Below are 22799 nucleotides of genomic sequence, written 5' to 3' on the forward strand. Positions count from 1 at the left end.
TTTTCTTTACTTTGTATAATATTTAGGCCATATAGTTACAAATGGCCTCATTCGCAATACACTATTCGATTAATTTTATTTCAAAAAACTGATTATGTATCCTATTATTAGAAATAGAAGACTGCGCGCATCGGAATCTATCAGAAGATTGGTTCGTGAAACGATAATTACCCCTGATGATTTTCTGGTTCCTTTATTCGTGGTCGAGGGTAAGAACGTAAAAGAGGAAATTCCTTCTATGCCCAATTACTTTCGTTATAGTTTGGACAATCTTGAAAAGGAAGTAAAAGAACTTTGGAAAATGGGACTGTGCTCGGTGCTACTTTTCGTTAAGGTCCCCGATAATTTAAAGGATAATAAAGGGACTGAGGCCATAAATCCTGAAGGACTGATGCAACGTGCGATAAAAACCATCAAAAATGCCGTACCCGAAATGTTGGTTATGACCGATGTAGCCCTTGACCCCTATTCCTCTTATGGTCATGATGGAGTGGTTACGGACGGACAGATATTGAACGACGAAAGTGTGGAGATTTTGACCGAGATGGGTCTATCCCATGCCCAGGCCGGTGCGGATTTCCTGGCCCCCAGTGACATGATGGACGGTCGTATTCTTTCCATGCGGGAAGCATTGGAAGATGAAGGCTTTTTCAATACTGGGATCATGAGTTACAGCGCCAAATATGCCAGTGCTTTTTATGGTCCGTTCAGAGATGCTTTGGATTCAGCTCCTGTAGACATAAAAGACGTGCCCAAAGACAAAAAAACATATCAGATGGACTTCGCCAATAGGTTTGAGGCCATTCGTGAAACCCAACTGGATATTGATGAGGGTGCCGATATCGTAATGGTAAAACCGGGACTCGCTTATTTGGATATTGTTCGCGAAATACGAAATGAAGTTGAAGTGCCCGTGGCCGTGTATCAAGTTTCCGGTGAATATGCCATGGTAAAAGCAGCCGCTGAAAAAGGTTGGTTAGACCATGATGCGGTAATGATGGAACAACTTTTGGCCATAAAAAGGGCGGGGGCCAATATCATTACCAGTTATTTTGCCAAAGATGTCATTAGGCTGATCAATTAGCAACTTCATTACATTCGATTTGCATTCAAAGTAAATGCTTTACTAATAAGATTGATATAAAACCTTGTGAAGAAAATCATATTTATACTAATTGGTTTATTCATTGCCATTACCCAAGCTCAAGAGGGTTCGGACGTTCCTTTGCGCATAAATATTGAAAAAGGACTACCTCAAAGACCGATTAATGAAATGGGGTTGGATTCGGCCTTTGTTTACCCGAGAATCGATTCAATAATAACAAACGGTATAAAAAATAATGCCTTTCCAGGGGCACAAGTATTGGTGGCCAAAAACGGTAATATCGTATTTCATGAGGCTTATGGTTTTCACACCTACGACAGTATTCAACCCGTTTCAAAAAATGACATCTATGATCTGGCTTCGGTAACCAAAATCACGGGGCCTTTACCTGCCATAATGAAATTGGTAGATGAAGGTAAACTTGATTTGGATATTCCTTTTAGTACCTATTGGACCGATTGGAAACATAGAAAGGACAAAAATGACCTTACCCTTAGGGAAATATTGGCCCACCAGGCCGGACTAACACCTTATATTGTTTTTCTAGGTAAAGTGATAAAGAAAAATGGTCATTTGAAAAAACGATTCATCCATACCGAATCAAATTCAAGGTTCAACGAGCAAGCCTTTGACGGTTTATACGTAAAAAATCGTTTTAATCGCAAAATGTATCGCATAATCAAGAGGTCTAAGGTCAGTGATGAAAAAAAATATAAATATTCCGGTCTTACTTTTCTGATTTTTCCAGAACTGATAAAACAATTGACGGGTAAAACCTATGAGGAATATGTAACCGATGAATTTTACCGGCCTTTGGGGACAACTACTTTGGGCTTTAAACCCAAAACAAAGCATTTTCCAAATAAAATCGTACCTACTGAAATGGATACGATCTTTAGGCATGCCCTTACCCAAGGTTGGGTACATGACGAGAATGCTTCTCTTTTAGGCGGAATTTCAGGCAATGCAGGATTGTTCGGTACGGCCGCCGATTTAGCCATTCTAATGCAGATGTATCAAAACTACGGCATGCTGAATGGTCATAGATACATCTCTGAAAAAACGATGAGGGAATTTACCCAAGTTCAATATCCGGATAATGATAACCGTCGTGGTTTAGGCTTTGACAAACCATTGCTAGGAAATGACACCTTGGACATAGCAGCCGCATACCCCGCCCCTGAAGTTAGTCCAAAAAGTTTCGGACATGCGGGATTTACAGGCACTTTCGTGTGGGCAGATCCTGAAAACCAATTGGTATTTATTTTTATGAGTAACCGTGTTTTTCCAACAAGGGAAAATAGGAATCTATACACCTTAAATATCAGGGGCGCCTTGCAAGAAGTGTTTTATCAATCGATTATGTCCGATTAACATACAATTATTACTATTTTAGTCAGATAAACAAAACCTATGGGATTACTGATATTTTACGCTTTTGTATCTATTTTCTTCTCCTTTCTCTGCTCTATACTCGAGGCGGTATTGTTGAGTATTACACCAACATTCATCAATCTTAAGAAAAAAGAGGGTAAGTCGTATGCCGAAACCTTGGAAACCCTTAAAAAGGATGTGGATAAGCCATTGATCGCGATACTAACCCTAAATACGATTGCCCATACGGTAGGGGCAATATTGGTGGGTGTTCAGGCAAAAGTCGCCTATTCTGAACTTTACGGGAGCACACAACGGTCCATTCTGGGAATTGAATTTACCGAAGACCTTATGGTCGGGGTCGTTTCGACCATTATGACCATATTAATATTGGTTGCCTCGGAGATTATACCGAAGACCATCGGTGCCACCTATTGGAAGAAATTATCAAATTTTACGGCCAAAGCCCTTAATATAATGGTCTTGGCATTAAAGTGGACCGGGTTATTATGGATTCTTCAACTTTTCACCAAATTGGTTGGAGGTAAAGGGCATCATGGCAGTGTACTTAGTCGGGAAGATTTTACGGCTATGGCAGATATTGCCCATGAAGAAGGCGTTTTTCAGGAGTCGGAATCCATCGTAATCAAAAATTTATTGAAATTCGATGAGATTCTTGCCAAGGATGTGATGACTCCAAGAACGGTCATGAAAATCGCCCCGGAGAATAAAACGATCAAGGAGTTTTTTGATGAAAACCCCAAACTTCGTTTTTCACGGATTCCGATATATAAAGATAAGGTCGATAATATCACTGGCTTTGTTCTGAAGGATACCGTACTCGAAGAAATGATCAATGAAAACGGGGATTGTCCTTTATCGACCATAAAGAGGGAAATTCTAGTAGTAAATCGCGACAAACCGATACCTGATCTCTTTGAAACATTCATATCTAAAAAACAACATATTGCCCTTGTCGTAGATGAATATGGCTCTGTTAGTGGTTTGGTTTCGATGGAAGATGTTATTGAAACCCTTCTAGGGCTCGAAATAATGGATGAAAGCGATAATGTGGACGATCTTCAACACTTGGCCCGAGAAAATTGGAAAGTACGGGCAAAACGCCTTGGATTGATCGATGATAATGTCCCATTTGAATAATGGAATCGGCGTTTATACATACTCCCTTGGGCATTGCAAAGCTGGAAGGTGATGAAAATGGTGTTTCCTCTATCACGGTTATTGATGGGGATATTCCACCAAGTGATGTGATTCCCGAAGTACTTGATGATGCCGTTTATCAGCTACAAGAATATTTTGAAAGAAAACGGCAAGCTTTCAGTTTAACGTTGAACCCTGAAGGAACCGATTTTCAGAAAAAAGTCTGGGATGCGTTATTGCAGATCCCCTTTGGAAAAACCATTTCTTATTTACAATTGTCGAAAACATTGGGGGATCCCAAAGCCATAAGGGCGGTTGCCTCCGCCAATGGAAAAAATCCGTTATGGATCGTAATCCCTTGTCATAGGGTTATCGGGAGTGATGGTTCCTTAACAGGCTATGCAGGCGGAATCCATCGTAAAAAATGGTTGTTAGCCCATGAGAGCCCGGCAAAACAACAATCTTTATTTTGAACATTACCGACCAACCGGTCTGTTATACTTTTTATTACAAGCGAATCTTGGCAATTTGTGCATTTAATCGAACTATCTGCGCCTTAAATGTGATTAAAGCGCTTCAAAGGGCCTTAAAATGCCCCCATTCACAAACTGATCGGTCGGTTCTGGACTAATCTACCTTTTTCTTCTTATATCCAAGGATTTTACCACAATCAATGCATTTACATCAAAATCCATATTCCTTTTTGTTCGTATATTTAGTTTATGCTTTACAAACTCCATTTAGAAAACATCCTTTTTTTGGATATAGAAACGGTTCCCGAAGCAGCCGATTACGAGGAATTGGATGATGTGACCAAAGAACTCTGGGAACATAAAACGCAGTATCAGCGTAAAGATGAAATTACGGCAGAGGAATTTTATGACCGGGCGGGCATCTGGGCCGAATTCGGGAAGATCGTATGTATATCCGTAGGGTATTTTCACACAAAAGGGGATATAAGGGAATTTCGGGTCACCAGTTTTTATGGTGAGGAACCTAAATTGCTCAAAGATTTCAAAACCTTATTGAACACTCATTTTAAATACCCAAAGAATTTACTTTGTGCCCACAATGGAAAAGAATTCGATTTCCCATATATAGCAAGGCGTATGATTATCAATGGGATAAGCTTACCTTATAAATTGGACCTCTTTGGGAAAAAACCTTGGGAAGTACCTCATTTGGATACTTTGGAACTTTGGAAATTCGGGGATTACAAACATTACACTTCCTTAAAACTTATGTCCCATATTCTAGGCATTCCTTCTCCTAAAGAGGATATAGACGGCAGTATGGTTCGTGACGTATATTATAAGGAAGGGAATTTAGACCGTATCGTGACCTATTGTGAATTGGATGTGGTCACCACTGCGCAAGTACTTCTTCGACTGCGTAATGACGAGCTATTACAAAATAACGAGATTAAGAAGGTTTAATCAATATACTTCAATTGTATATATACGGGAAAGTGATCGCTATATCCCCCGACATACTTTCGGCCCACATAAGTTCTATAAGGTGTGCCCTTATATTTCCCCTTCCATTCGGTCAATAAATGCGCATCAAATATATTGGCATGTGCGAAACTATGCGTCCCTTTTTCATAATTAAAGAAGTTATGGGAAACAATGATCTGGTCGAACATACTCCAGCTTCTCCTGTAATTGGCACTTCCCCTTTGGGGAGACCTCAATTTTTCCATAGGATTATACAAACCGGAATCATTGATTAAGCTTTGAATACTTTTGGAATCGGGGTTGTCATTAAAATCGCCCATTATAATGTAATTGGGGTCATGGTATTCCTTTTCGATCTCGGCCATTTTTAACCTTATGGTCTTGGCTGCCTCTATCCTCTTATAATCGGTTTTAACTTCCCCGTCCCTACGCGACGGCCAATGATTAACAAAAACATGAACAGTTTCTCCGTTAAGTTTTCCGTATACATATAAAATATCCCTCGTTGTATCCCTGATTCCTTCTTCGTTATAAACCAATAAAGGTATAGGTTCGGAAAAAAGAACCTCGAAAAACTCCTTTTGGTACAATAATCCGGTATCTATTCCCCGCTCATCAGGGGAATCGTAATGCACATAACCATAATCGGTATCTTTTAAAGGGTCTGCATTTATCAGGTCCTCTATTACCGAGGCATTTTCCACTTCTGCAATACCTACAAGTGCAGGGGCACGTTCGGCAGATTCAAGACCGATCTTAGAGATGGTGTTCGCCAGTTTAAAGATTTTCTTCTTATATCGCTTTGGGGTCCATTTTTTGAAACCTTTAGGTGTAAAATCATCATCCAAGGTGTCTGGATCATCAACGGTATCAAAAAGATTCTCAAGATTGTAGAAGGCAATTGTGTGAAGACTTTTTTTCTTTTTTTTCTTGAAAAATGAAAATACCATGTAATTAGTTTAGAAGGATACAAATTTACAAAAATAGCTTGGCCAGTATTGTGTAAATTTGCATATTAAACAAGACTATGTTAGAAAAGAAAGCCATAGAATACGAAAAAGTCGTCCTAATTGGTGTTATCAATAAGGAACAGGATCAGGAAAAGGTGAACGAATACCTTGATGAACTGGAGTTTCTGACCTACACCGCAGGTGGTGAAGTGGTAAAACGTTTCGTACAGCGTGTAGATGTACCCAACCCTAAAACCTTGATCGGCAGTGGAAAGATGCAAGAGGTAGAAAGTTTTGTGGAAGAACACGAGGTCGGGTCGGTTATCTTCGATGATGAGCTTTCCCCAGGACAACAACGCAACATTGAAAAACAATTGCGATGTAAGATACTGGACCGTACCAGTCTTATCCTGGATATATTCGCCCAACGTGCACAGACCAGTTATTCCCGAACCCAAGTGGAATTGGCCCAGTACGAATACCTCTTACCCAGGCTTACTGGGTTATGGACTCACTTAGAGCGACAAAAAGGGGGTATTGGTATGCGCGGACCCGGTGAAACCGAGATTGAAACCGATAGACGTATCGTGCGTGACCGTATTTCATTGCTGAAGAAAAAACTTTTGAAGATTGATCGGCAGATGGAAACCCAAAGAGGAAATAGGGGAGCACTCGTGCGGGTAGCACTAGTAGGATACACCAATGTTGGGAAGTCAACCCTGATGAATGTCATCAGTAAAAGTGATGTCTTCGCAGAAAACAAGCTTTTCGCTACCCTTGACACAACCGTTCGCAAAGTCGTAATAGGAAACCTTCCTTTTTTACTCAGTGATACCGTAGGTTTCATTCGTAAACTACCTACACAATTGGTAGAGAGCTTTAAAAGCACACTAGATGAAGTTCGTGAAGCAGACCTATTATTGCATGTAGTTGATATTTCCCATCCTAATTTTGAAGAGCATATAGCATCGGTCAACAAAATATTGGATGAAATAGACAGTGCCGATAAGAAAACGATCATGGTTTTCAATAAAATAGACCAATACCACCATCAAACCATTGATGAAGACGACTTGGTTACCGAAAGAACTTCGATACATTTTACCATCGAGGATTGGAAACGCACCTGGATGCAACGGATGGGCGAAAATGCCTTGTTCATATCCGCATTGAACAAAGAAAACCTTGATGAATTCCGTAAAAGGGTCTATGATGTTGTCAGGGATATACATGTAACCCGTTTTCCTTATAACAATTTCTTGTATCCCGAGCATTTAGACCAATATTAATTGTTCTAAAACAGGAAGAAAATGTGCCGTTCATCGGGAAAACCATACCGTTAATTTTTTCACCACAATTAAGGATGCGTTCACAACATATTTTGTGATCTTTCCTCTGGTACAACTTATCTTTACCTTGTAATTAAGTGATCGTATTGACCCCAAATCAATTCATGAACTTGACCAAAAAACTAAAGGTTTCCCCAAAACCTTTACTTAACCAAATAATGCTATCCGAATTCTTTTCGGACCAAATTTTACAAAACCTACTGAACTAAAAAACGCTCTTTTTTCAATGGGCGTTTTTTATTTTCCTATATCGTTCAGAACCCTTCAGCCGATATAAAGTATGCCGTTCATCGGGAAAATCGTACCGTTAATTTTTACACCACAATTAAGGGTGCGTTCACAACATATTTTGTGACCTTTCCTCTGTTCCACCTTATCTTTACATTGTAATTAAGTGATCGTATAGACCCCAAATCTTATCATGAACTTAACCTATAATAGTGCAAGCCCCAAACGAGCACTAAACCTATAAAAAGCTACCTGAATTTTATCAGGACTGTAATTTAAACCTACTTAAAAAAAGGCCCTTTCCCAAAAGGGCCTTTTTTAATGACCTATACCCAACTTTAATAAAAGAAGAGGTTCGTACCATCCCGATATTTTTTACCATTTACACCACAAAAAGTATGTTATACACAACAAATATTTACAATTTATGCTGCCTAAGATTACCTTAGTCCTGTATTTATGATTTAGTATTGAATCCCAAAAGAATCATAAATTAACCTACGGATAAGTATTTGGAATTACTCAGTTCAAAATTGAAAACTTGGATACAATACATAACTGACTAATTCAATAAATAAAAAAGCCCTGGCATGACTGACAGGGCTTTTTTTTATAATTAAAATTGGTTTAGAAGGCATAGTTAAGGCCAAATAACCAATAGGTCTGTAAATCATTGTCAATATTATCGAAAGTGGCGGCGGCATCAGGTGTTGGTCCGTTCAACGCGTAATTAAGCGCTTCTTGCTTATTATCCCTTAAACCAAATTCAAAGCCAAGTCCAATACCTTTCCAGATCGTATATCCAAAAGAGTTGATCCATGTCCAATTCGACAGGTCTGAAGATTTATAACTTTGGAACATCGAAAGGTTGGTCTTAAAATTAACCTTACCGATTTTACGGGTATAATCGGCTACGATCTTTGCACCCATTGAGGATTCAAAAATATCATCCTCACTACTGAAAACAAAGTTATAGTTCAAAGGGTGGATGACTACAACCAAATCTGTAATTGGTGTCCATGTGGCACCAATACCTAAATCCAAATAACCTGGATCGTTGAAGTTGCTCAATATCGTAGTCCTATATTCCCCTAAGGCCGATATAGCGAACTTCTCACTTATTTTACGCCCATAAAGCGATGAAATGGAGAAAACATCCGTAGCCTGTTGAAAGCTATCGTCATCTGTTGGATCATCCTTGTCATCGAACTTTACCCAACCAAGGTTGATGTTTCCCGAGTTTCTCCAGAAAAACTTTTCTTGATTAAGGTTGGCAAATCCATTTACAGTAACCCCAATATTACCTGCACTGGAATTAGCTGCATCTTTTGAATACCAATTATCGAAACCGGATAAGTTGGCCCCAATGGTACCGAACGCCCCTTTCTTCCATCCTGGAAGGGCATCAATTTGTGCTTGTAGGGCATCTACCCTACCTTGAATGGCCGCAATCGAATCTTTCTTAGGACCTTGTAAGGCCTTCAATTCATCCGCGGTCTGTGCGTATGTAGCTGATAGTGCCAAAAACGCAGTAACTGTTAAAACTAAATTTCTCATAATGTTAGTGTTTAAATTTTGTTATGAAGTGCAAAAGTAAGAATTGTTAACTATAAACAATTACAGTTATCAACAATTATACTTTTTTGTATAATGGCACGGAGGAGCATGCTTCGCCGTACATTACGCTCTTTGCTACGGGCAACAATTTGATAGTTATCCACAAATATGCGTTTTGCGGAACGGGTTTGTTACCGCACCCTTTGATTATAACAGGTTTATCCTTAAACTCTGAAACGTCAAGGTCTTCTATAATGGATTGATAGAGTGAAGTCTCTATAACCTCCAAATTTCCCTGAACTACTTTTCTGGCATAAGGCTGTAATTTAGTGCTGATAAGCATGTAGGCCCATCCTGGGATAATGGCATCCGTTGTACAGTCGACTGCTACATATTTATCTTGATACTGACTCCAATCATGTGATGCAATGGTTGTCCTGAATTCCTTTTCCCTAAGAACAAAACCTTCAAAAAGCCAATCTTTGATATCCAAGAAAACACGCTCCCCGTTAGGATAAAAGTCTTCCAAATCAATGGTTTTCAATTGACTTTGGGCTACACGGTTTATGATTTCGTTTTGCATAAAGTAAAAGATATCTGATTAAATGTAAATGGATAATCGCCCTTGGCCTATTTAATATAAGGGTTCATAAAAGCTAGGGAATAACATCATTGAACAGCTAAAGCATGCCCAATTCCAGTTTTGCCTCCTCACTCATTAGATCTTGCGTCCAAGGTGGGTCAAAAGTTATTTCTACGATAGCATCTTTAACGGCGTTCAAAGATTTCACCTTCTCTTCTACCTCAACCGGTAGGGTTTCCGCAACAGGGCAATTAGGTGATGTTAGGGTCATTAAAATCTTCACATCCCTTACCTCATTGACAAAAACATCATAGATCAATCCCAGTTCATAGATATCTACAGGAATCTCCGGATCATATATCGTCTTTAGTACCTGTACTATCTTTTCGCCTAATTCTTGCGTATTTATAACTTCTTCACTCATTTTTCTTAGCTTTAGTTCAATTGTGTCTGGTATGCAATAGCATACATCTTCAATTGTTTCACCATACTTACCAAACCATTGGCCCGGGTCGGCGACAAATGTTCCTTTAACCCGATCTCATCTATAAAATCGGTATCCGCATCAATAATATCCTGGGGTTTCTGGTTGCTGAACGTACGAATTAAAATAGCAATGATCCCTTTAGTGATTATGGCATCACTGTCTGCCGTAAATACCAATTTATCCCCATCTAATTCAGCATGTACCCATACTTTACTTTGGCAACCTTTTATGATGTTATCATCGGTTTTGTACTTCTCATCTATTAACGGAAGTGATTTACCCAACTCTATCATATATTCATAACGTTGCATCCAATCCTCGAACATTGAGAACTCATCAACGATTTCCTCCTGAATCTCTTTTATTCCCATAAACTCATTTTATACAAAAATACAATAAGTATCATAGGTTTTCAATTTATTGGTTTGGGGTTGAAAAGCTCAAAGAAGCATTGCTTTGGCCTTTTCTACACCTTCCACCAAAATATCGATTTCCTCCTTGGTATTGTAAAAACTAAAACTGGCTCTTACCGTTCCGGGAATCTTATAGAAATCCATGATCGGTTGGGCACAATGGTGCCCTGTACGTACGGCTATTCCCAATTTATCGAGGATAGAACCCATATCATAAGGGTGGACCCCCTCTATATTAAAGGAAATAACGGATGTTTTATTTTCCGAGGTGCCATAAATACGTAACCCCTCTATGGCCAACAATCTTTCGGTTGCATATTCAAGAAGCTCATTTTCATAAGCTGCAATTTCATCAAAACCTATGGCATTCAAATAATCCAAGGCCGCACCAAAAGCTATTCCACCACAAATATTCGGTGTTCCTGCCTCAAACTTATGCGGTAAATCGGCATATGTGGTTTTTTCAAAAGTAACTTCGGCGATCATTTCACCTCCACCTTGATAGGGTGGCAATATGTTCAGCCATTCTTCCTTGCCGTATAACATGCCTACTCCAGTAGGGCCACACATTTTATGTGCAGAAACCGTATAAAAGTCAACATTCAATTCTTGTACATCCGCTTTTATATGTGGGGCAGCTTGAGCCCCGTCTATCAATACCGCAGCCCCTACTTTATGTGCAGCATCGATTATCGTTTTAATCGGGTTTACCGTTCCCAAAGCGTTGGATACATGGTTACAGAACACCAATTTTGTCTTATCGGTTAATAATTCCAGGTATTCATCCAAAATCAATTCCCCTTCCTCATTCATAGGGATAACCTTTAAGGTTGCCCCGGTACGCTCGCACAACATTTGCCAGGGCACAATGTTGGAATGATGTTCCATGGCCGAAACTATAAGTTCATCACCAGCCTTTAAAATAGATGTGAAACCATTGGCCACAAGATTTATACTATGGGTTGTCCCAGAAGTGAAAATGATCTCGTGGGACTTTGCTGCATTAAAATGCTTTTGGATCTTTATACGAGCCTGCTCATATTTATCGGTTGCCTCTTGTGAAAGTGTATGAACACCACGATGTATATTGGCATTATAATTACTGTAATAATCTACTATGACATCTATAACTTGCCGTGGTGTCTGCGAAGTAGCGGCATTATCGAAATAGACCAATGGCTTACCATTGACCTCACGATTGAGTATTGGAAAATCTTTTCGGATAACTGTTGGATTGAAGGTAGTTTTCTCCATTTTAAAGATCAAAACCCAAACGAACCCCAAGCTTCTCCGCTATAAGACGGTTTATGCTTGTTTTCAATTCGGAAATTCGAACACTTTCCAAAACATTATTGGCAAAAGCATACATCAACAAAGCCCGGGCTTCTTTTTTAGGAATACCCCGTGATTGAAGATAAAACAATGCATCTTCATCCAATTGACCAATGGTACAGCCATGGGAACACTTAACATCATCAGCAAAAATCTCCAATTGCGGTTTAGTGTTTATAGTTGCCTTATCACTGATCAAGATATTATTGTTCTGTTGAAAGGCATTGGTCTTCTGTGCGATCTTTTCTACAATGATCTTACCATTGAACACCCCTGTTGAATTCTCCCCATAAATGCCTTTATAATCCTGGTGGCTTTCACAATTGGGTTCAATATGGTGAACCAAAGTATGATGGTCTACATGTTGTTTATCGCCTAAAATGGTGACCCCTTTCATCGTAGAGTCTATATATTCTCCATTTTGGTAGAAATTCAAGTTATTCCTTATAAGTTTTCCGCCGAATGAAAAGGTATGGACCTTAACCACACTTTTACTTTTTTGATTGATGTAGGTATTATCTATCAAAGAAGCGGTTTTCTCATCATTTTGAATTTTATAATAATCTACAATGGCACTTTCAGCGGCAAATATCTCGGTCACCACATTGGTCAGAACCTCATGTGAGGTTAAACTTTGATGCCTTTCTATAACCTGAAGCTCGGCATTTTCCTCCGCCACGATAAGGTTCCTAGGCTGCAACATCAAGGATGCCTCATTCCCAGTGGAAAAATGTACTATTTCTACCGGTTTTTTGGGCATTTTGTTCTTTGGGATATAAATAAAGGCCCCTTCCCTACTGAATGCAGTGTTCAAAGTGGTCAAAGAATCATCCTTGGAAGCCACTTTATTAAAATATACATCTATATACTGTTTGTACATGGGTTTGGTCAAAGCCGCACTCATTAAACAAATATCTACCCCATCATGGGTCGTTTCAGAAAGAAAAGAAGAATAAATACCATCGACAAAGACAATTTTGTACGTATCTATTTCCTGTAAAAAATATTTCTTTACCTGTTTGTTTTCCAGGGCATCTACCTCTTTTGGAAAAATACTGAAATCGATTTTCTGGAGAGCCTTCAATGAAGTATATTTCCAAGCTTCCTCTTTTTTGGTAGGAAACCCTTTTTCCTCAAAATTCTTAAAGGCCTCTGAACGAATATCATGTACCGGATGTTCGACATCGATTTTGTTCTCGAATGCCATGAAAGAAGAAATCAATTTATCTTTTAAATCCATATTAATTCTGTTGGTAGTCAACAGTTTTCAGTTGGCAATTTTTACTGCCCTACTGCTACTGTTCACTGTATTTATATCGCCGTTTCTTGCTTGATCCAATCGTAGCCCTTGTCCTCTAGTTCGTGGGCCAATTCCTTGGTACCGGATTTCACGATTTTCCCTTGATGCAATACATGTACAAAATCAGGAACTATATAATCAAGTAAACGCTGATAGTGGGTAATTACGATAACCGCGTTATCCTTACTCTTCAATTTATTCACCCCATTGGCCACGATACGAAGTGCATCAATATCCAAACCAGAATCGGTTTCATCCAAAATAGCCAATTTAGGCTCTAACATGGCCATTTGAAAAATCTCGTTCCTTTTCTTTTCACCACCTGAAAAACCTTCATTCAGGGAACGCGATAAAAACTTACGGTCAATTTCCAATAACTCGGCTTTTTCCCGTATCAATTTCAACATATCCTTGGCCGGCATATCCTCAAGACCTCTGGCTTTTCGCCCTTCATTAATGGCTGTTTTCATGAAATTGGTAACAGATACCCCGGGAATTTCAACGGGATATTGAAAAGAAAGGAAGATACCCTTGTGGGCCCTTTCTTCAGGTGCGGCATCTTCTAGGTCCTCACCATCGAGAACCACACTGCCTTCCGTTACCTCATATTCCTCTTTACCTGCAATAACAGAGGCCAAGGTACTCTTACCAGATCCATTTGGACCCATAATGGCATGTACTTCACCAGCTTTTACCTCAAGATTTATTCCTTTGAGTATTTCGTTATTTTCTATACCTGCATGCAGGTTGCTAATTTTTAACATCTTATATTTTTTAAAATATTATCCGACTGAGCCTTCAAGGCTTATTTCCAATAGTTTTTGTGCTTCTACGGCAAATTCCATAGGCAATTTGTTCAATACCTCTTTACTGAATCCGTTTACGATCAAGGCAATCGCCTTTTCTGTATCGATACCTCGTTGATTACAGTAAAAAATCTGGTCTTCACCAATTTTACTGGTAGTAGCCTCGTGCTCAATTTGAGCCGATTTGTTCTTGGCTTCGATATACGGAAATGTATGGGCCCCACATTCGTTCCCCATTAACAAGGAATCACATTGTGAAAAGTTCCTGGCATTCTCGGCCCTACTGTTCACCTGTACCAGTCCGCGATAACTATTCTGCGATTTACCGGCAGAGATCCCTTTTGATATGATGGTACTTCTGGTGTTTTTACCAATATGGACCATTTTAGTCCCGGTATCGGCCTGTTGGTAATTGTTGGTTACGGCAATGGAATAAAACTCTCCGATAGAGTTATCCCCTTTTAAAATACAGGAAGGATATTTCCAGGTAACGGCGGATCCAGTTTCAACCTGTGTCCATGATATTTTTGAATTCTTGTGGCAAATCCCCCTTTTGGTAACGAAGTTGAAAACCCCGCCTTTACCTTCTTTATTACCAGGGAACCAATTTTGTACCGTTGAGTATTTTATCTCGGCATCATCCAAAGCAATAAGCTCTACTACCGCTGCATGAAGCTGGTTCTCATCCCTTGAAGGGGCCGTACAACCTTCCAAATAACTAACATAACTACCCTCGTCCGCAATGACCAATGTTCTTTCGAACTGACCTGTACCTGCTTGGTTTATCCTAAAATAGGTTGACAATTCCATGGGGCAGCGAACGCCTTTTGGAATATAGCAGAAAGAGCCATCGGAAAAAACGGCAGAATTCAAAGCTGCATAAAAGTTATCTTTTTGCGGAACAACGGAACCTATATACTTTCGTACCAATTCGGGATGTTCTTTAATCGCTTCTGAAATGGAACAGAAAATGATTCCTTTTTCGGCCAACGTCTTTTTAAAGGTCGTCGCCACCGAAACAGAGTCCATAACAATATCCACGGCAACACCTGCCAATTTCTTTTGTTCGTCAAGGGATATCCCGAGTTTCTTGAAGGTATCCAACAACTCTGGATCAACTTCATCCAAACTATCGTATTTGGGCTTACTGTTCGGTGCCGAATAATAGGATATTGCCTGAAAATCAGGCTTCTTATAGGTTATATTGGCCCAATCTGGCTCCTCCATTTGTTTCCAAGCTTTAAAAGCCTCCAAACGCCATTCGGTCATCCAAGCCGGTTCTTCTTTCTTTTTGGAAATTGCAATAACGATTTCCTCATTCAATCCGACAGGGAAGGTATCCGATTCAATATCCGTATAGAACCCGTACTCATACTCCTTGTTCTCAAGTTCCTTTTTTAATTCCTCTTCGGTATATGCCATACTACTTGGTTAATTAGTTAAAAAGAAAAAAGGTAAGGTTGGAAATTCAAATGAATACCCAAAACCAAAGCATAATTTAACTTCTCTTTTTAACATATTTAATATAATTCGAAAGCTGTTTTGAAATAATTACTACATCATTCTTTAACTCACCATACTTCTCAGCTTCAATCAACTTTACAGCTTTCAATACGTTTAATATATTTCTCACCTCTCCTGCAGAACCTTTTGAAAAATATAAGAAACGTAATAACTCATTGTCCGTTTCCCTTTCAAAACCTTCAGCAATATTATTAGAAATTGAGAGAGTTGCCCGTTTTAACTGATCTGCAAAGGCAAATTCCCTACTCAATTGTGCTTCATTCAATAATCTAAAAATCTTTATAGTAAAACTTAATGTTAATTTATAGACTTCCAAATCTTCAAATGAAGTGAATTTGCCCATTTTTGCTTAACCCTTTCCTTTTTTACTTTTTAGCTTTTTTTCGCAACCCCAATTCCCTTATAGCGAAAAACTCTCACCGCACCCACAGGTACGTTGGGCATTTGGATTGTTAAAAACAAATCCTTTGCCGTTCAATCCGCCGGAATACTCCAAAATTGTTCCTGCGAGATATAAAAAACTTTTTTTATCCACTATAATCCGTACTCCATTATCTTCAAAAACCTTATCGGTATCCCCAATTGAATTGTCAAATTTCAATTCATATGACAAACCACTGCATCCTCCGCTCGTGACACCAACACGTACATAGTCTTTGGTAGCGTCATAGCCTTCCTCTGTCATTAATCCAATGACTCTTTGTTTAGCTGTATCTGAAACCTGTATCATTATTTGTTTTGATTCTAAATAGTTTACAAATATAAGTTATATGTAGGGTTCTACAATAAAACCTAACATTATTATAACGTATAAGTATATAAGGGTAATCTATCACGACAAAAAGTGACAGGTTACCCTTTTACCAAATTGAATGATTAAAGAAGAAATTCATTTCGGCCAAAAATCCGATCTGGCCTAGATAAACATAACCAAGAACCTACTTATAGAGTTCTTCATAATATTGTTTGGCCATTCGATTACTACCGAATTGAGGCAGAACATCATCAATACTGTTGAATACAATTTCTTGCCATTTTTTAGGCTTGTCGTAATACGTGGGCAATACCTTGTTCTCCAAAATGTCATATAAGTTCTCACAGTCGATTTTATCTTGGTCCCAAGTTGGTAAATTTTGGTCTATTACCGGGAAAACAAATGAATTTTTGCCATCTTTTGCAAATTCGGGCATCCACCCGTCATTTGAAGATACGTTGACCGAACCGTTCATAGCAGCGGTCATACCACTGGTTCCAGAGGCCTCCCTAGTAATTCTTGGAGTATTAAGCCAAATATCGGAACCACATTTCAGTTCGCGTGATAATTCTATTTCATAGCCCACCAATACCGCTAAATTGGATTTTTGCTTGGAGTAATGTACCAAGTGATTGAAAATATCAATGGCATAAAAATCATATGGATAAGGTTTACCTGCCCAAATTATCTGAACAGGGTACTTTTCATTGTTGATCAATTTTTCAAAACGCTCAAGATCCTGAAGCAAGAGATCGGCCCTTTTATAACCGGCAAAACGCCTGGCCCAAACAATGGTCAATGTATTGGGGTCAAAAAGTTTATTGGTTTGGTTCAGAACCACATCGAACAATTCTTTTTTCAGCTCAATCTTTCTCTTTCTATATAATTTAGCATCCTTGGCCAAGTGTGCCTCCTCGATAACCTCATCTTGCCAAAATTTCTGGTTCTGTGCATTTGTAATCGGGATTATCTTACTTATTCCCGGATAATCTTTCCACATATCCTGTGATACTTTTGCATGCAACTTTGATACGGCATTCGATACTTTGGCCATTCTCAAAGCAGAAACGGTATAGTTGAGCATTCCTCCATTTACCACTTCTTTTTGCAATTCCGGCTCTGAAAGATAACGCCCAAAAAAGCCACATCTGTTCAAATGCTGGGCATCTCGCTCCTCGTTACCTGCCTTTTCAGGGGTATGTGTCGTAAATACCATTTGGTTTTTTTTGACACCTTGATCCCGCAAGTAATAGAATGCGGGCAATGCATGGCCTTCGTTAAGATGATACATTTCGGCACCTCCCAAGGCTTCGACTATTTTTGCACCACCTATCCCCAATACGATACTTTGGGAAATTCGGGTTAAATAATTGGAATCATATAAATGGTTGGTGATGGTTTTGGATAGGTAATCGTTGCCTTCAACATCGGTTGTCAATAAATACATAGGAACGGTTCCGAAAATCTCAGGTTTCAAAACCATGGCCCTAACCTTTACGGATGGGTTATCGTGCAACTTTACCTCTACTTCCAAACCGGAATCTTCCAAGAAGGTATAATTCTTTTCAATAAAATTGGTTTTCATGGTCTGATCCCCATTTCTTCCTTGGTCGTAATAACCATATTTCCAGAGCATACCAATACCGATCATGTTCTGTTTGAGTTCATAACCGGAACGCATGTGGGATCCAGCCAAAAAACCAAGTCCACCAGAATATATCTTCAGTGCTTGGTGAATACCGAATTCCATGCTGAAATAGGCAACTTTTTTATTGAATTCTTTGGCCGGTTCATATGGCATATGCCATTTATTATATTCTGAAGTCATAGTATTTTCGTTTTTTCTTTCAAAAGTAATAATTATGCAAAACCACAGGATTCATCACCTAAAAAATGTCTAAGAATTATCAAGTTGACACCTTTTTACGCGCAATCTTGCCAACTCTTTCGTTATAGCTTCCAAAAAAATTGAATTAATCAGTTCTTGAAAGGGTAATACATTGATTTTATTTCTTTTACCCCAAAATAAAGATTAAAAGAATATCCTTCTTATTTTTGCAAAATGCTGGAGAATAAGAATCAAGATAAAACAGATTTAGAATCGTTAGGGGAATTCGGACTGATAGACCACCTGACCAAACACTTCCCCTTAAACCAAAAATCAACGATTAAAGGCATCGGAGATGATGCTGCCGTACTCGATTTTAAAGATAAAAAGACCGTTGTTTCTACCGATCTTTTGGTAGAGGGAGTTCATTTTGACCTCAGTTATATGCCCTTGAAACATTTAGGCTACAAGGCCGTAATGGTGAACCTTTCGGATATCTATGCCATGAATGCAAAGGCTACCCAAATAACCGTATCCTTAGCGGTTTCTAACCGATTTCCACTGGAAGCCTTGGAAGAACTATACGCGGGAATAGCATTAGCAACAAAAATATACAACGTTGACTTGGTCGGCGGCGACACCACCTCATCCCAAACCGGATTAATCATAAGTATCACCGCAATCGGTGAGGCAATAGCGGAAGATATAGTTTACAGATCGGGAGCCAAAGAAAATGATCTTTTGGTCGTAACCGGTGATCTCGGAGGGGCTTACATGGGACTGCAAGTTTTAGAACGAGAAAAGGAAGTCTACAAGGTCAACCCGAACAGTCAACCCGATTTGGAACCTTATTCTTATATCTTAGAACGTCAATTGAAACCAGAGGCACGAAAGGATATTTTTGAATTATTCAAAAAATTGGAGGTACACCCTACCGCCATGATAGATATCAGTGACGGACTTTCATCTGAAATTCTTCACCTATGCAAAAACAGCAAAGTGGGTTGTAATTTGTATGAAGAAAAGATTCCGTTAGATCCTACCGTCATTTCAGCTTGTGAGGAATTTAAGATAGATAGTACTTTGGTAGCACTTAGTGGTGGGGAGGATTATGAGTTGTTGTTCACCTTGGACCAAAAAGAATTCCCGAAAATAAAGGGCAATCCTAATCTAACAGTCGTGGGGCACATGACTGCTGATAACGAAGGTGCGCACTTAGTTTCCAGGAATAATTCTAAAATTCCATTGACCGCTCAGGGCTGGAATTCATTTGCCAAAACATAATTAGGCTGCGTGATCCGCAGTACAATGTCTTCTTTGGTATATTGTTTTCAAGGTATCATTGATCTCTTGTCTTTCCGGGGTAAGGGCTGAAAGATCACCGGTTTCATTAGTGGTCACTTCTTTACCACAATGAATGCATTGATACTCCTTGATGTGGTGGGTAACTTTTTTTGAGACAGCATAGTGATGTCCGAAAATCTGGCAGATTACTTTTTTCATGATGTAGGTTTTTAGGCAAGCATTCATCCATTTTGAGGACCTGGATCAATGCTAAATACTTAATTTGGTCTTGTTTAAAAAAGTGGTTCATGAAACACTTTATTGAATAACGCACGAACTCTGTTTTTTATTGGGATAATCCAAAAAAAATGTGTGCAAATTCGATGAAATGCAGAATAATCGGTAAACTGTGCTTTTTAATCGATGAAATTAAGTGATTTTATGCACCGTATTTACAGTATCTTTGCGCCCGAAATTATCACCAATGAATAAGATCAAGGAAACCCTTGTCACGGCTTTTGCCCTTTTCTCACTTTTCTTCGGAGCAGGAAATTTAATATTACCTCCATTACTTGGTTTCAAGGCCGGTGATTTTTGGTGGCTCGTTACCTTAGGGTTTTGCATTTCTGCCATATGCATCCCTATCATGGGTATTTTTGCCCATGCGCGCTTGCAAGGCACCCTTTACGACTTTGGTAAAAAAGTATCCCCTAAATTTGCTCTTGTATTTTCACTGATTATCTATGCCATTGCTGTAGGACTACCATCACCCCGTACGGCCTCAGTGACCCATGAAATAGCCATTCAACCTTATTTTGACACCCCATATATCTTAACGAGCATCATTTATTTTTCCCTCGTCTTTGTTTTTGTAATGAACCGTTCCAAAATACTGGATATTCTCGGAAAGTTCTTGACACCGGCCATTATTGTTATTCTATTATTGATTATTGGCATTACCCTTTTTTCATATCCGATGGACTTTGGTGAGACCGTTTTCCCAAATCCTTTTTCGGCAGGGATTTTGGAAGGGTACCAAACCTTTGACGCCATAGGTGCAGTGGTCGTGGGTGGCGTTATTATCGTCTCGATCAACCTGAAAAACAAGGGAGACTCCTTTGCAGAAAAAAGGGCTCTTGTACGAAGGGCTGGTTGGATTGCAGGATTCGCATTGCTATTGATCTATGCCGGACTCATTTTTACAGGAACGTTAATGCACAAAGAGTTTGATACCGATATTTCACGCACCGCTCTTTTAAACGGCATAAGTATTAAAACCCTGGGTAATACCGCCAACCTATTTTTAGGAATCTTGGTGAGTTTGGCCTGTTTCACCACCGCGGTCGGTATTGTAACCGGTACGGCAGATTTTATAAAATCACGGTATAACGATTCACAAAAAGCTTTTACCATAACGGCGATTATCGGTTGCGTCCTAGGGGTTGGTATGGGACAGTTCAATGTTGATTATATTATCGACGTTGCCCTACCCACTCTCATGTTCATTTATCCCATAACAATCATCTTGATCGTATTGAACGTATTGCCTGAAAAATATACTACCCCTGTAGTATTTAAAGCGGTGGTTGTCACTACGATTCTGTTCAGTGTACCAGATTTTATGGGGAGTATCGGATTAGGTGATACTATCTCCCCTATTACCGAAGTTATTCCATTAAGTGGTTTTAGCATGGGTTGGGTATTACCAGCCTTCATAGCTTTTTTAACGAGTAATATGACAGCTAAAAAAGTTTGATAATTCCTTATTGACTTAAAAACGTTGCCTAACAACATACCTTTCCCATGGTAAATTGAAGGGAATGATTATTTTTGGGACCTAAGCAACCCAACCAGCATGCCCAATACGACCATTACCATTCTTTTACTTTCATTATATCTTTTGGCCCTTATTGTCATCGGCATATGGAACAGAAAGAGTGAAAGCAGTGAGGATTTTTTCTTGGCTTCACGAAAATTACCGGCTTGGTTGTTGGCCGTGACCTTTGTGGCATCGTGGTGGGGAGGAGGATCTGCCATTGACTTAGTTGACCATGCGCATAAAAACGGACTTAGTTCCTTCTGGATTTATGGGGTACCTGTACTTTTGGCAACAGCGCTAATGTTCCTATTTGCCAAAGGAATCCGTAACGTAGGTTCCATATCCCAACCCCAACTTATGGAGCAACGTTATAATAACAAGGTTTCACTATTGCTTACCATCTTCATTATTATCTTTATGGTCATCGGCTCCACGGTTCAGATTATAGTGGTCGGAAAGTTTTTTCATGCCTTTTTTGATATTTCCTATGAGCAAGGGGCCATTTTGGGGACCTTGATCGTATTGACCTATTCTTTGTTCGGTGGTTTCAAAGGGGTAGTATTAACCGATCTACTGCAATTTGTGTTCTTTCTACTGACGGGTGTACTTTTATTTTATATCACCTACAATCAATCAGGAGGAATCGAAGCGGTAAAGTCCACGGCAATTACAAACCAAAAAGAAGGTTATATATCATTCTTTACCAATGTATCCGACAACTTGGCCTATGTAATTACATTTGGCACCTCATGGATGATCCAAGCCAATATCTGGCAACGCATTTCAGCGGCAAAAAAGGCCGTGGACGCTAAAAAAATGATGATTATTAGTTTCATCGCTTTTATACCTCTCTATCTTATGGTTACCTATACGGGAATGTTCGCATCAGTACTATATGAAACTGTTCCGAAAAGTGGAATAGTTCCCGATTTGATCAGCAATATTCCCAATCCCATAATCAGTGCCGTTCTATTTGTGGGATTGAGTGCCGCTATCATGTCTACGATGGATTCCCTTATCAATACAGGGGCACTTTCCTTAACGGTTGATGTGTACCAACGACATATAAACCCGAATGCGAGTCCGTCCCATAATGTTACGATAGGTAGAATATCGACCTTTCTCCTGGGTGCCTTGGCACTACTGATTGCCTTGAAGATACAGTCGGTTTTAAGAATTTCTTGGATTGGCTCCGATTTTCTTACCAGCGGTGCGTTTATACCGTTGGTGTTGGGGTTTTTATGGGCAAGGGGCACCTCAAAAGCCGCCATTATCTCCATGCTGTTCGGATTGTTGTTTTCAACCTACAATCTTTTGGTAGCCTTAGGGTTGGATTTGCCCGTAGCATGGGAAACAGCATCGACCGAACAAGCGTTGATCGGTATCTCTATTTCGTTCTTCTTATATGTCATCTTTAGTTTTCTAACGGAAGGTGATATGGAAAAAAGCAAAAAATTCATTGCCAAAGCCAATATCTTGAACCGATAG

22 protein-coding genes are annotated in these 22799 nt (G+C 39.4%); 9 read left to right on the plus strand and 13 right to left on the minus strand.

Features of this window, described 5'->3' with window-relative positions:
* Nucleotides 1-94 precede the first annotated feature (94 nt).
* The 5 genes from hemB (at nt 95) to R3X28_RS01350 (ending at nt 5076) form a co-directional block, all read left to right on the plus strand.
* Nucleotides 95-1084, plus strand: a complete 990-nt coding sequence (gene hemB / locus R3X28_RS01330; RefSeq protein WP_317661846.1) for a porphobilinogen synthase — start codon at nt 95-97, stop codon at nt 1082-1084.
* Between the two features lie 66 nt (nt 1085-1150).
* On the plus strand, nt 1151-2479 hold the full coding sequence (locus R3X28_RS01335) for a serine hydrolase (protein WP_317661848.1): 1329 nt from the start codon (nt 1151-1153) through the stop codon (nt 2477-2479).
* Between the two features lie 39 nt (nt 2480-2518).
* Nucleotides 2519-3640, plus strand: a complete 1122-nt coding sequence (locus tag R3X28_RS01340) for a CNNM domain-containing protein (RefSeq protein WP_154365847.1) — start codon at nt 2519-2521, stop codon at nt 3638-3640.
* Nucleotides 3640-4113 carry a methylated-DNA--[protein]-cysteine S-methyltransferase gene (locus R3X28_RS01345; RefSeq protein ID WP_317661850.1) on the plus strand — a complete coding sequence of 158 codons (474 nt, stop codon included), beginning with the start codon at nt 3640-3642 and terminating at the stop codon, nt 4111-4113. The genes R3X28_RS01340 and R3X28_RS01345 overlap by 1 nt, the downstream gene beginning before the upstream one ends.
* Before the next feature lie 249 nt (nt 4114-4362).
* Complete coding sequence (locus tag R3X28_RS01350; RefSeq protein ID WP_282054084.1) at nt 4363-5076, plus strand: 3'-5' exonuclease; 714 nt, start codon at nt 4363-4365, stop codon at nt 5074-5076.
* On the opposite strand, the gene R3X28_RS01355 is transcribed toward R3X28_RS01350, so the two are convergent.
* Nucleotides 5073-6047, minus strand: a complete 975-nt coding sequence (locus tag R3X28_RS01355) for an endonuclease/exonuclease/phosphatase family protein (RefSeq protein ID WP_317661854.1) — start codon at nt 6045-6047, stop codon at nt 5073-5075. The two genes, R3X28_RS01350 and R3X28_RS01355, sit on opposite strands and share 4 nt — an antisense overlap.
* Before the next feature lie 77 nt (nt 6048-6124).
* Here R3X28_RS01355 and hflX point away from each other — a divergent pair, with 77 nt between their 5' ends.
* Nucleotides 6125-7336 (plus strand): GTPase HflX, encoded by a 1212-nt coding sequence (hflX, locus tag R3X28_RS01360; RefSeq protein ID WP_282054082.1) that lies wholly within the window; start codon nt 6125-6127, stop codon nt 7334-7336.
* A 915-nt stretch (nt 7337-8251) separates the two neighbouring features.
* On the opposite strand, the gene R3X28_RS01365 is transcribed toward hflX, so the two are convergent.
* The 11 genes from R3X28_RS01365 to glgP all read right to left on the minus strand — a co-directional run bounded on the left by R3X28_RS01365 (nt 8252) and on the right by glgP (nt 18208).
* Complete coding sequence (locus R3X28_RS01365; RefSeq protein ID WP_282054080.1) at nt 8252-9181, minus strand: DUF3078 domain-containing protein; 930 nt, start codon at nt 9179-9181, stop codon at nt 8252-8254.
* 76 nt (nt 9182-9257) lie between these two features.
* Nucleotides 9258-9764 carry a DUF2480 family protein gene (locus R3X28_RS01370; RefSeq protein ID WP_317661858.1) on the minus strand — a complete coding sequence of 169 codons (507 nt, stop codon included), beginning with the start codon at nt 9762-9764 and terminating at the stop codon, nt 9258-9260.
* A 97-nt stretch (nt 9765-9861) separates the two neighbouring features.
* Entirely contained in the window at nt 9862-10188 is a 327-nt protein-coding gene (locus R3X28_RS01375; RefSeq protein WP_154365861.1) for a DUF59 domain-containing protein, read from the minus strand.
* A gap of 11 nt (nt 10189-10199) precedes the next feature.
* A complete protein-coding gene (locus tag R3X28_RS01380; protein WP_154365863.1) occupies nt 10200-10622 on the minus strand; it encodes a SufE family protein in 423 nt (140 codons plus the stop codon).
* 69 nt (nt 10623-10691) lie between these two features.
* Nucleotides 10692-11918, minus strand: a complete 1227-nt coding sequence (locus R3X28_RS01385; RefSeq protein WP_317661860.1) for a cysteine desulfurase — start codon at nt 11916-11918, stop codon at nt 10692-10694.
* A gap of 1 nt (nt 11919) precedes the next feature.
* Nucleotides 11920-13236 (minus strand): Fe-S cluster assembly protein SufD, encoded by a 1317-nt coding sequence (gene sufD / locus R3X28_RS01390; protein ID WP_154365868.1) that lies wholly within the window; start codon nt 13234-13236, stop codon nt 11920-11922.
* Nucleotides 13237-13307: 71 nt separating this feature from the next.
* The gene (sufC, locus tag R3X28_RS01395; protein WP_154365871.1) at nt 13308-14060 is read right to left on the minus strand and encodes a Fe-S cluster assembly ATPase SufC; all 753 of its coding nucleotides are present in this window, start codon (nt 14058-14060) and stop codon (nt 13308-13310) included.
* An 18-nt stretch (nt 14061-14078) separates the two neighbouring features.
* Nucleotides 14079-15524, minus strand: coding sequence for a Fe-S cluster assembly protein SufB (gene sufB, locus R3X28_RS01400; protein WP_317661863.1), 1446 nt, complete (start codon nt 15522-15524; stop codon nt 14079-14081).
* Between the two features lie 76 nt (nt 15525-15600).
* Nucleotides 15601-15969, minus strand: coding sequence for a four helix bundle protein (locus tag R3X28_RS01405; protein ID WP_317661865.1), 369 nt, complete (start codon nt 15967-15969; stop codon nt 15601-15603).
* A gap of 57 nt (nt 15970-16026) precedes the next feature.
* Nucleotides 16027-16356, minus strand: coding sequence for a HesB/IscA family protein (locus R3X28_RS01410; protein WP_154365877.1), 330 nt, complete (start codon nt 16354-16356; stop codon nt 16027-16029).
* A gap of 208 nt (nt 16357-16564) precedes the next feature.
* Entirely contained in the window at nt 16565-18208 is a 1644-nt protein-coding gene (gene glgP, locus R3X28_RS01415; RefSeq protein ID WP_154365879.1) for an alpha-glucan family phosphorylase, read from the minus strand.
* A gap of 234 nt (nt 18209-18442) precedes the next feature.
* Between glgP and thiL the strand changes: the two genes are divergently transcribed.
* Nucleotides 18443-19492: a thiamine-phosphate kinase gene (gene thiL, locus R3X28_RS01420; protein ID WP_317661868.1), complete on the plus strand. Its 1050-nt coding sequence runs from the start codon at nt 18443-18445 to the stop codon at nt 19490-19492.
* On the opposite strand, the gene R3X28_RS01425 is transcribed toward thiL, so the two are convergent.
* Nucleotides 19493-19711, minus strand: coding sequence for a hypothetical protein (locus R3X28_RS01425; RefSeq protein WP_154365883.1), 219 nt, complete (start codon nt 19709-19711; stop codon nt 19493-19495).
* Between the two features lie 265 nt (nt 19712-19976).
* On the opposite strand from R3X28_RS01425, the gene brnQ reads away from it, so the two are divergent.
* Both brnQ and R3X28_RS01435 read left to right on the plus strand, forming a co-directional pair.
* On the plus strand, nt 19977-21248 hold the full coding sequence (brnQ, locus tag R3X28_RS01430; protein ID WP_154365885.1) for a branched-chain amino acid transport system II carrier protein: 1272 nt from the start codon (nt 19977-19979) through the stop codon (nt 21246-21248).
* A gap of 99 nt (nt 21249-21347) precedes the next feature.
* The gene (locus R3X28_RS01435) at nt 21348-22799 is read left to right on the plus strand and encodes a sodium:solute symporter family protein (protein ID WP_317661870.1); all 1452 of its coding nucleotides are present in this window, start codon (nt 21348-21350) and stop codon (nt 22797-22799) included.

This window comes from Maribacter sp. TH_r10, assembly GCF_033101095.1.
Taxonomy (GTDB): domain Bacteria; phylum Bacteroidota; class Bacteroidia; order Flavobacteriales; family Flavobacteriaceae; genus Maribacter_A; species Maribacter_A luteus.

What these genes read in the sequence shown, in the direction of transcription:
- hemB (WP_317661846.1), top strand. Translation starts at nt 95, where the DNA reads ATGTATCCTATTATTAGAAATAGAAGACTGCGCGCATCGGAATCTATC.
- R3X28_RS01340 (WP_154365847.1), top strand. Translation starts at nt 2,519, where the DNA reads ATGGGATTACTGATATTTTACGCTTTTGTATCTATTTTCTTCTCCTTT.
- R3X28_RS01345 (WP_317661850.1), top strand. Translation starts at nt 3,640, where the DNA reads ATGGAATCGGCGTTTATACATACTCCCTTGGGCATTGCAAAGCTGGAA.
- R3X28_RS01350 (WP_282054084.1), top strand. Translation starts at nt 4,363, where the DNA reads ATGCTTTACAAACTCCATTTAGAAAACATCCTTTTTTTGGATATAGAA.
- R3X28_RS01355 (WP_317661854.1), bottom strand. Translation starts at nt 6,047, where the DNA reads ATGGTATTTTCATTTTTCAAGAAAAAAAAGAAAAAAAGTCTTCACACA.
- hflX (WP_282054082.1), top strand. Translation starts at nt 6,125, where the DNA reads ATGTTAGAAAAGAAAGCCATAGAATACGAAAAAGTCGTCCTAATTGGT.
- R3X28_RS01365 (WP_282054080.1), bottom strand. Translation starts at nt 9,181, where the DNA reads ATGAGAAATTTAGTTTTAACAGTTACTGCGTTTTTGGCACTATCAGCT.
- R3X28_RS01370 (WP_317661858.1), bottom strand. Translation starts at nt 9,764, where the DNA reads ATGCAAAACGAAATCATAAACCGTGTAGCCCAAAGTCAATTGAAAACC.
- R3X28_RS01375 (WP_154365861.1), bottom strand. Translation starts at nt 10,188, where the DNA reads ATGAGTGAAGAAGTTATAAATACGCAAGAATTAGGCGAAAAGATAGTA.
- R3X28_RS01380 (WP_154365863.1), bottom strand. Translation starts at nt 10,622, where the DNA reads ATGGGAATAAAAGAGATTCAGGAGGAAATCGTTGATGAGTTCTCAATG.
- R3X28_RS01385 (WP_317661860.1), bottom strand. Translation starts at nt 11,918, where the DNA reads ATGGAGAAAACTACCTTCAATCCAACAGTTATCCGAAAAGATTTTCCA.
- sufD (WP_154365868.1), bottom strand. Translation starts at nt 13,236, where the DNA reads ATGGATTTAAAAGATAAATTGATTTCTTCTTTCATGGCATTCGAGAAC.
- sufC (WP_154365871.1), bottom strand. Translation starts at nt 14,060, where the DNA reads ATGTTAAAAATTAGCAACCTGCATGCAGGTATAGAAAATAACGAAATA.
- sufB (WP_317661863.1), bottom strand. Translation starts at nt 15,524, where the DNA reads ATGGCATATACCGAAGAGGAATTAAAAAAGGAACTTGAGAACAAGGAG.
- R3X28_RS01405 (WP_317661865.1), bottom strand. Translation starts at nt 15,969, where the DNA reads ATGGGCAAATTCACTTCATTTGAAGATTTGGAAGTCTATAAATTAACA.
- R3X28_RS01410 (WP_154365877.1), bottom strand. Translation starts at nt 16,356, where the DNA reads ATGATACAGGTTTCAGATACAGCTAAACAAAGAGTCATTGGATTAATG.
- glgP (WP_154365879.1), bottom strand. Translation starts at nt 18,208, where the DNA reads ATGACTTCAGAATATAATAAATGGCATATGCCATATGAACCGGCCAAA.
- thiL (WP_317661868.1), top strand. Translation starts at nt 18,443, where the DNA reads ATGCTGGAGAATAAGAATCAAGATAAAACAGATTTAGAATCGTTAGGG.
- R3X28_RS01425 (WP_154365883.1), bottom strand. Translation starts at nt 19,711, where the DNA reads ATGAAAAAAGTAATCTGCCAGATTTTCGGACATCACTATGCTGTCTCA.
- brnQ (WP_154365885.1), top strand. Translation starts at nt 19,977, where the DNA reads ATGAATAAGATCAAGGAAACCCTTGTCACGGCTTTTGCCCTTTTCTCA.
- R3X28_RS01435 (WP_317661870.1), top strand. Translation starts at nt 21,348, where the DNA reads ATGCCCAATACGACCATTACCATTCTTTTACTTTCATTATATCTTTTG.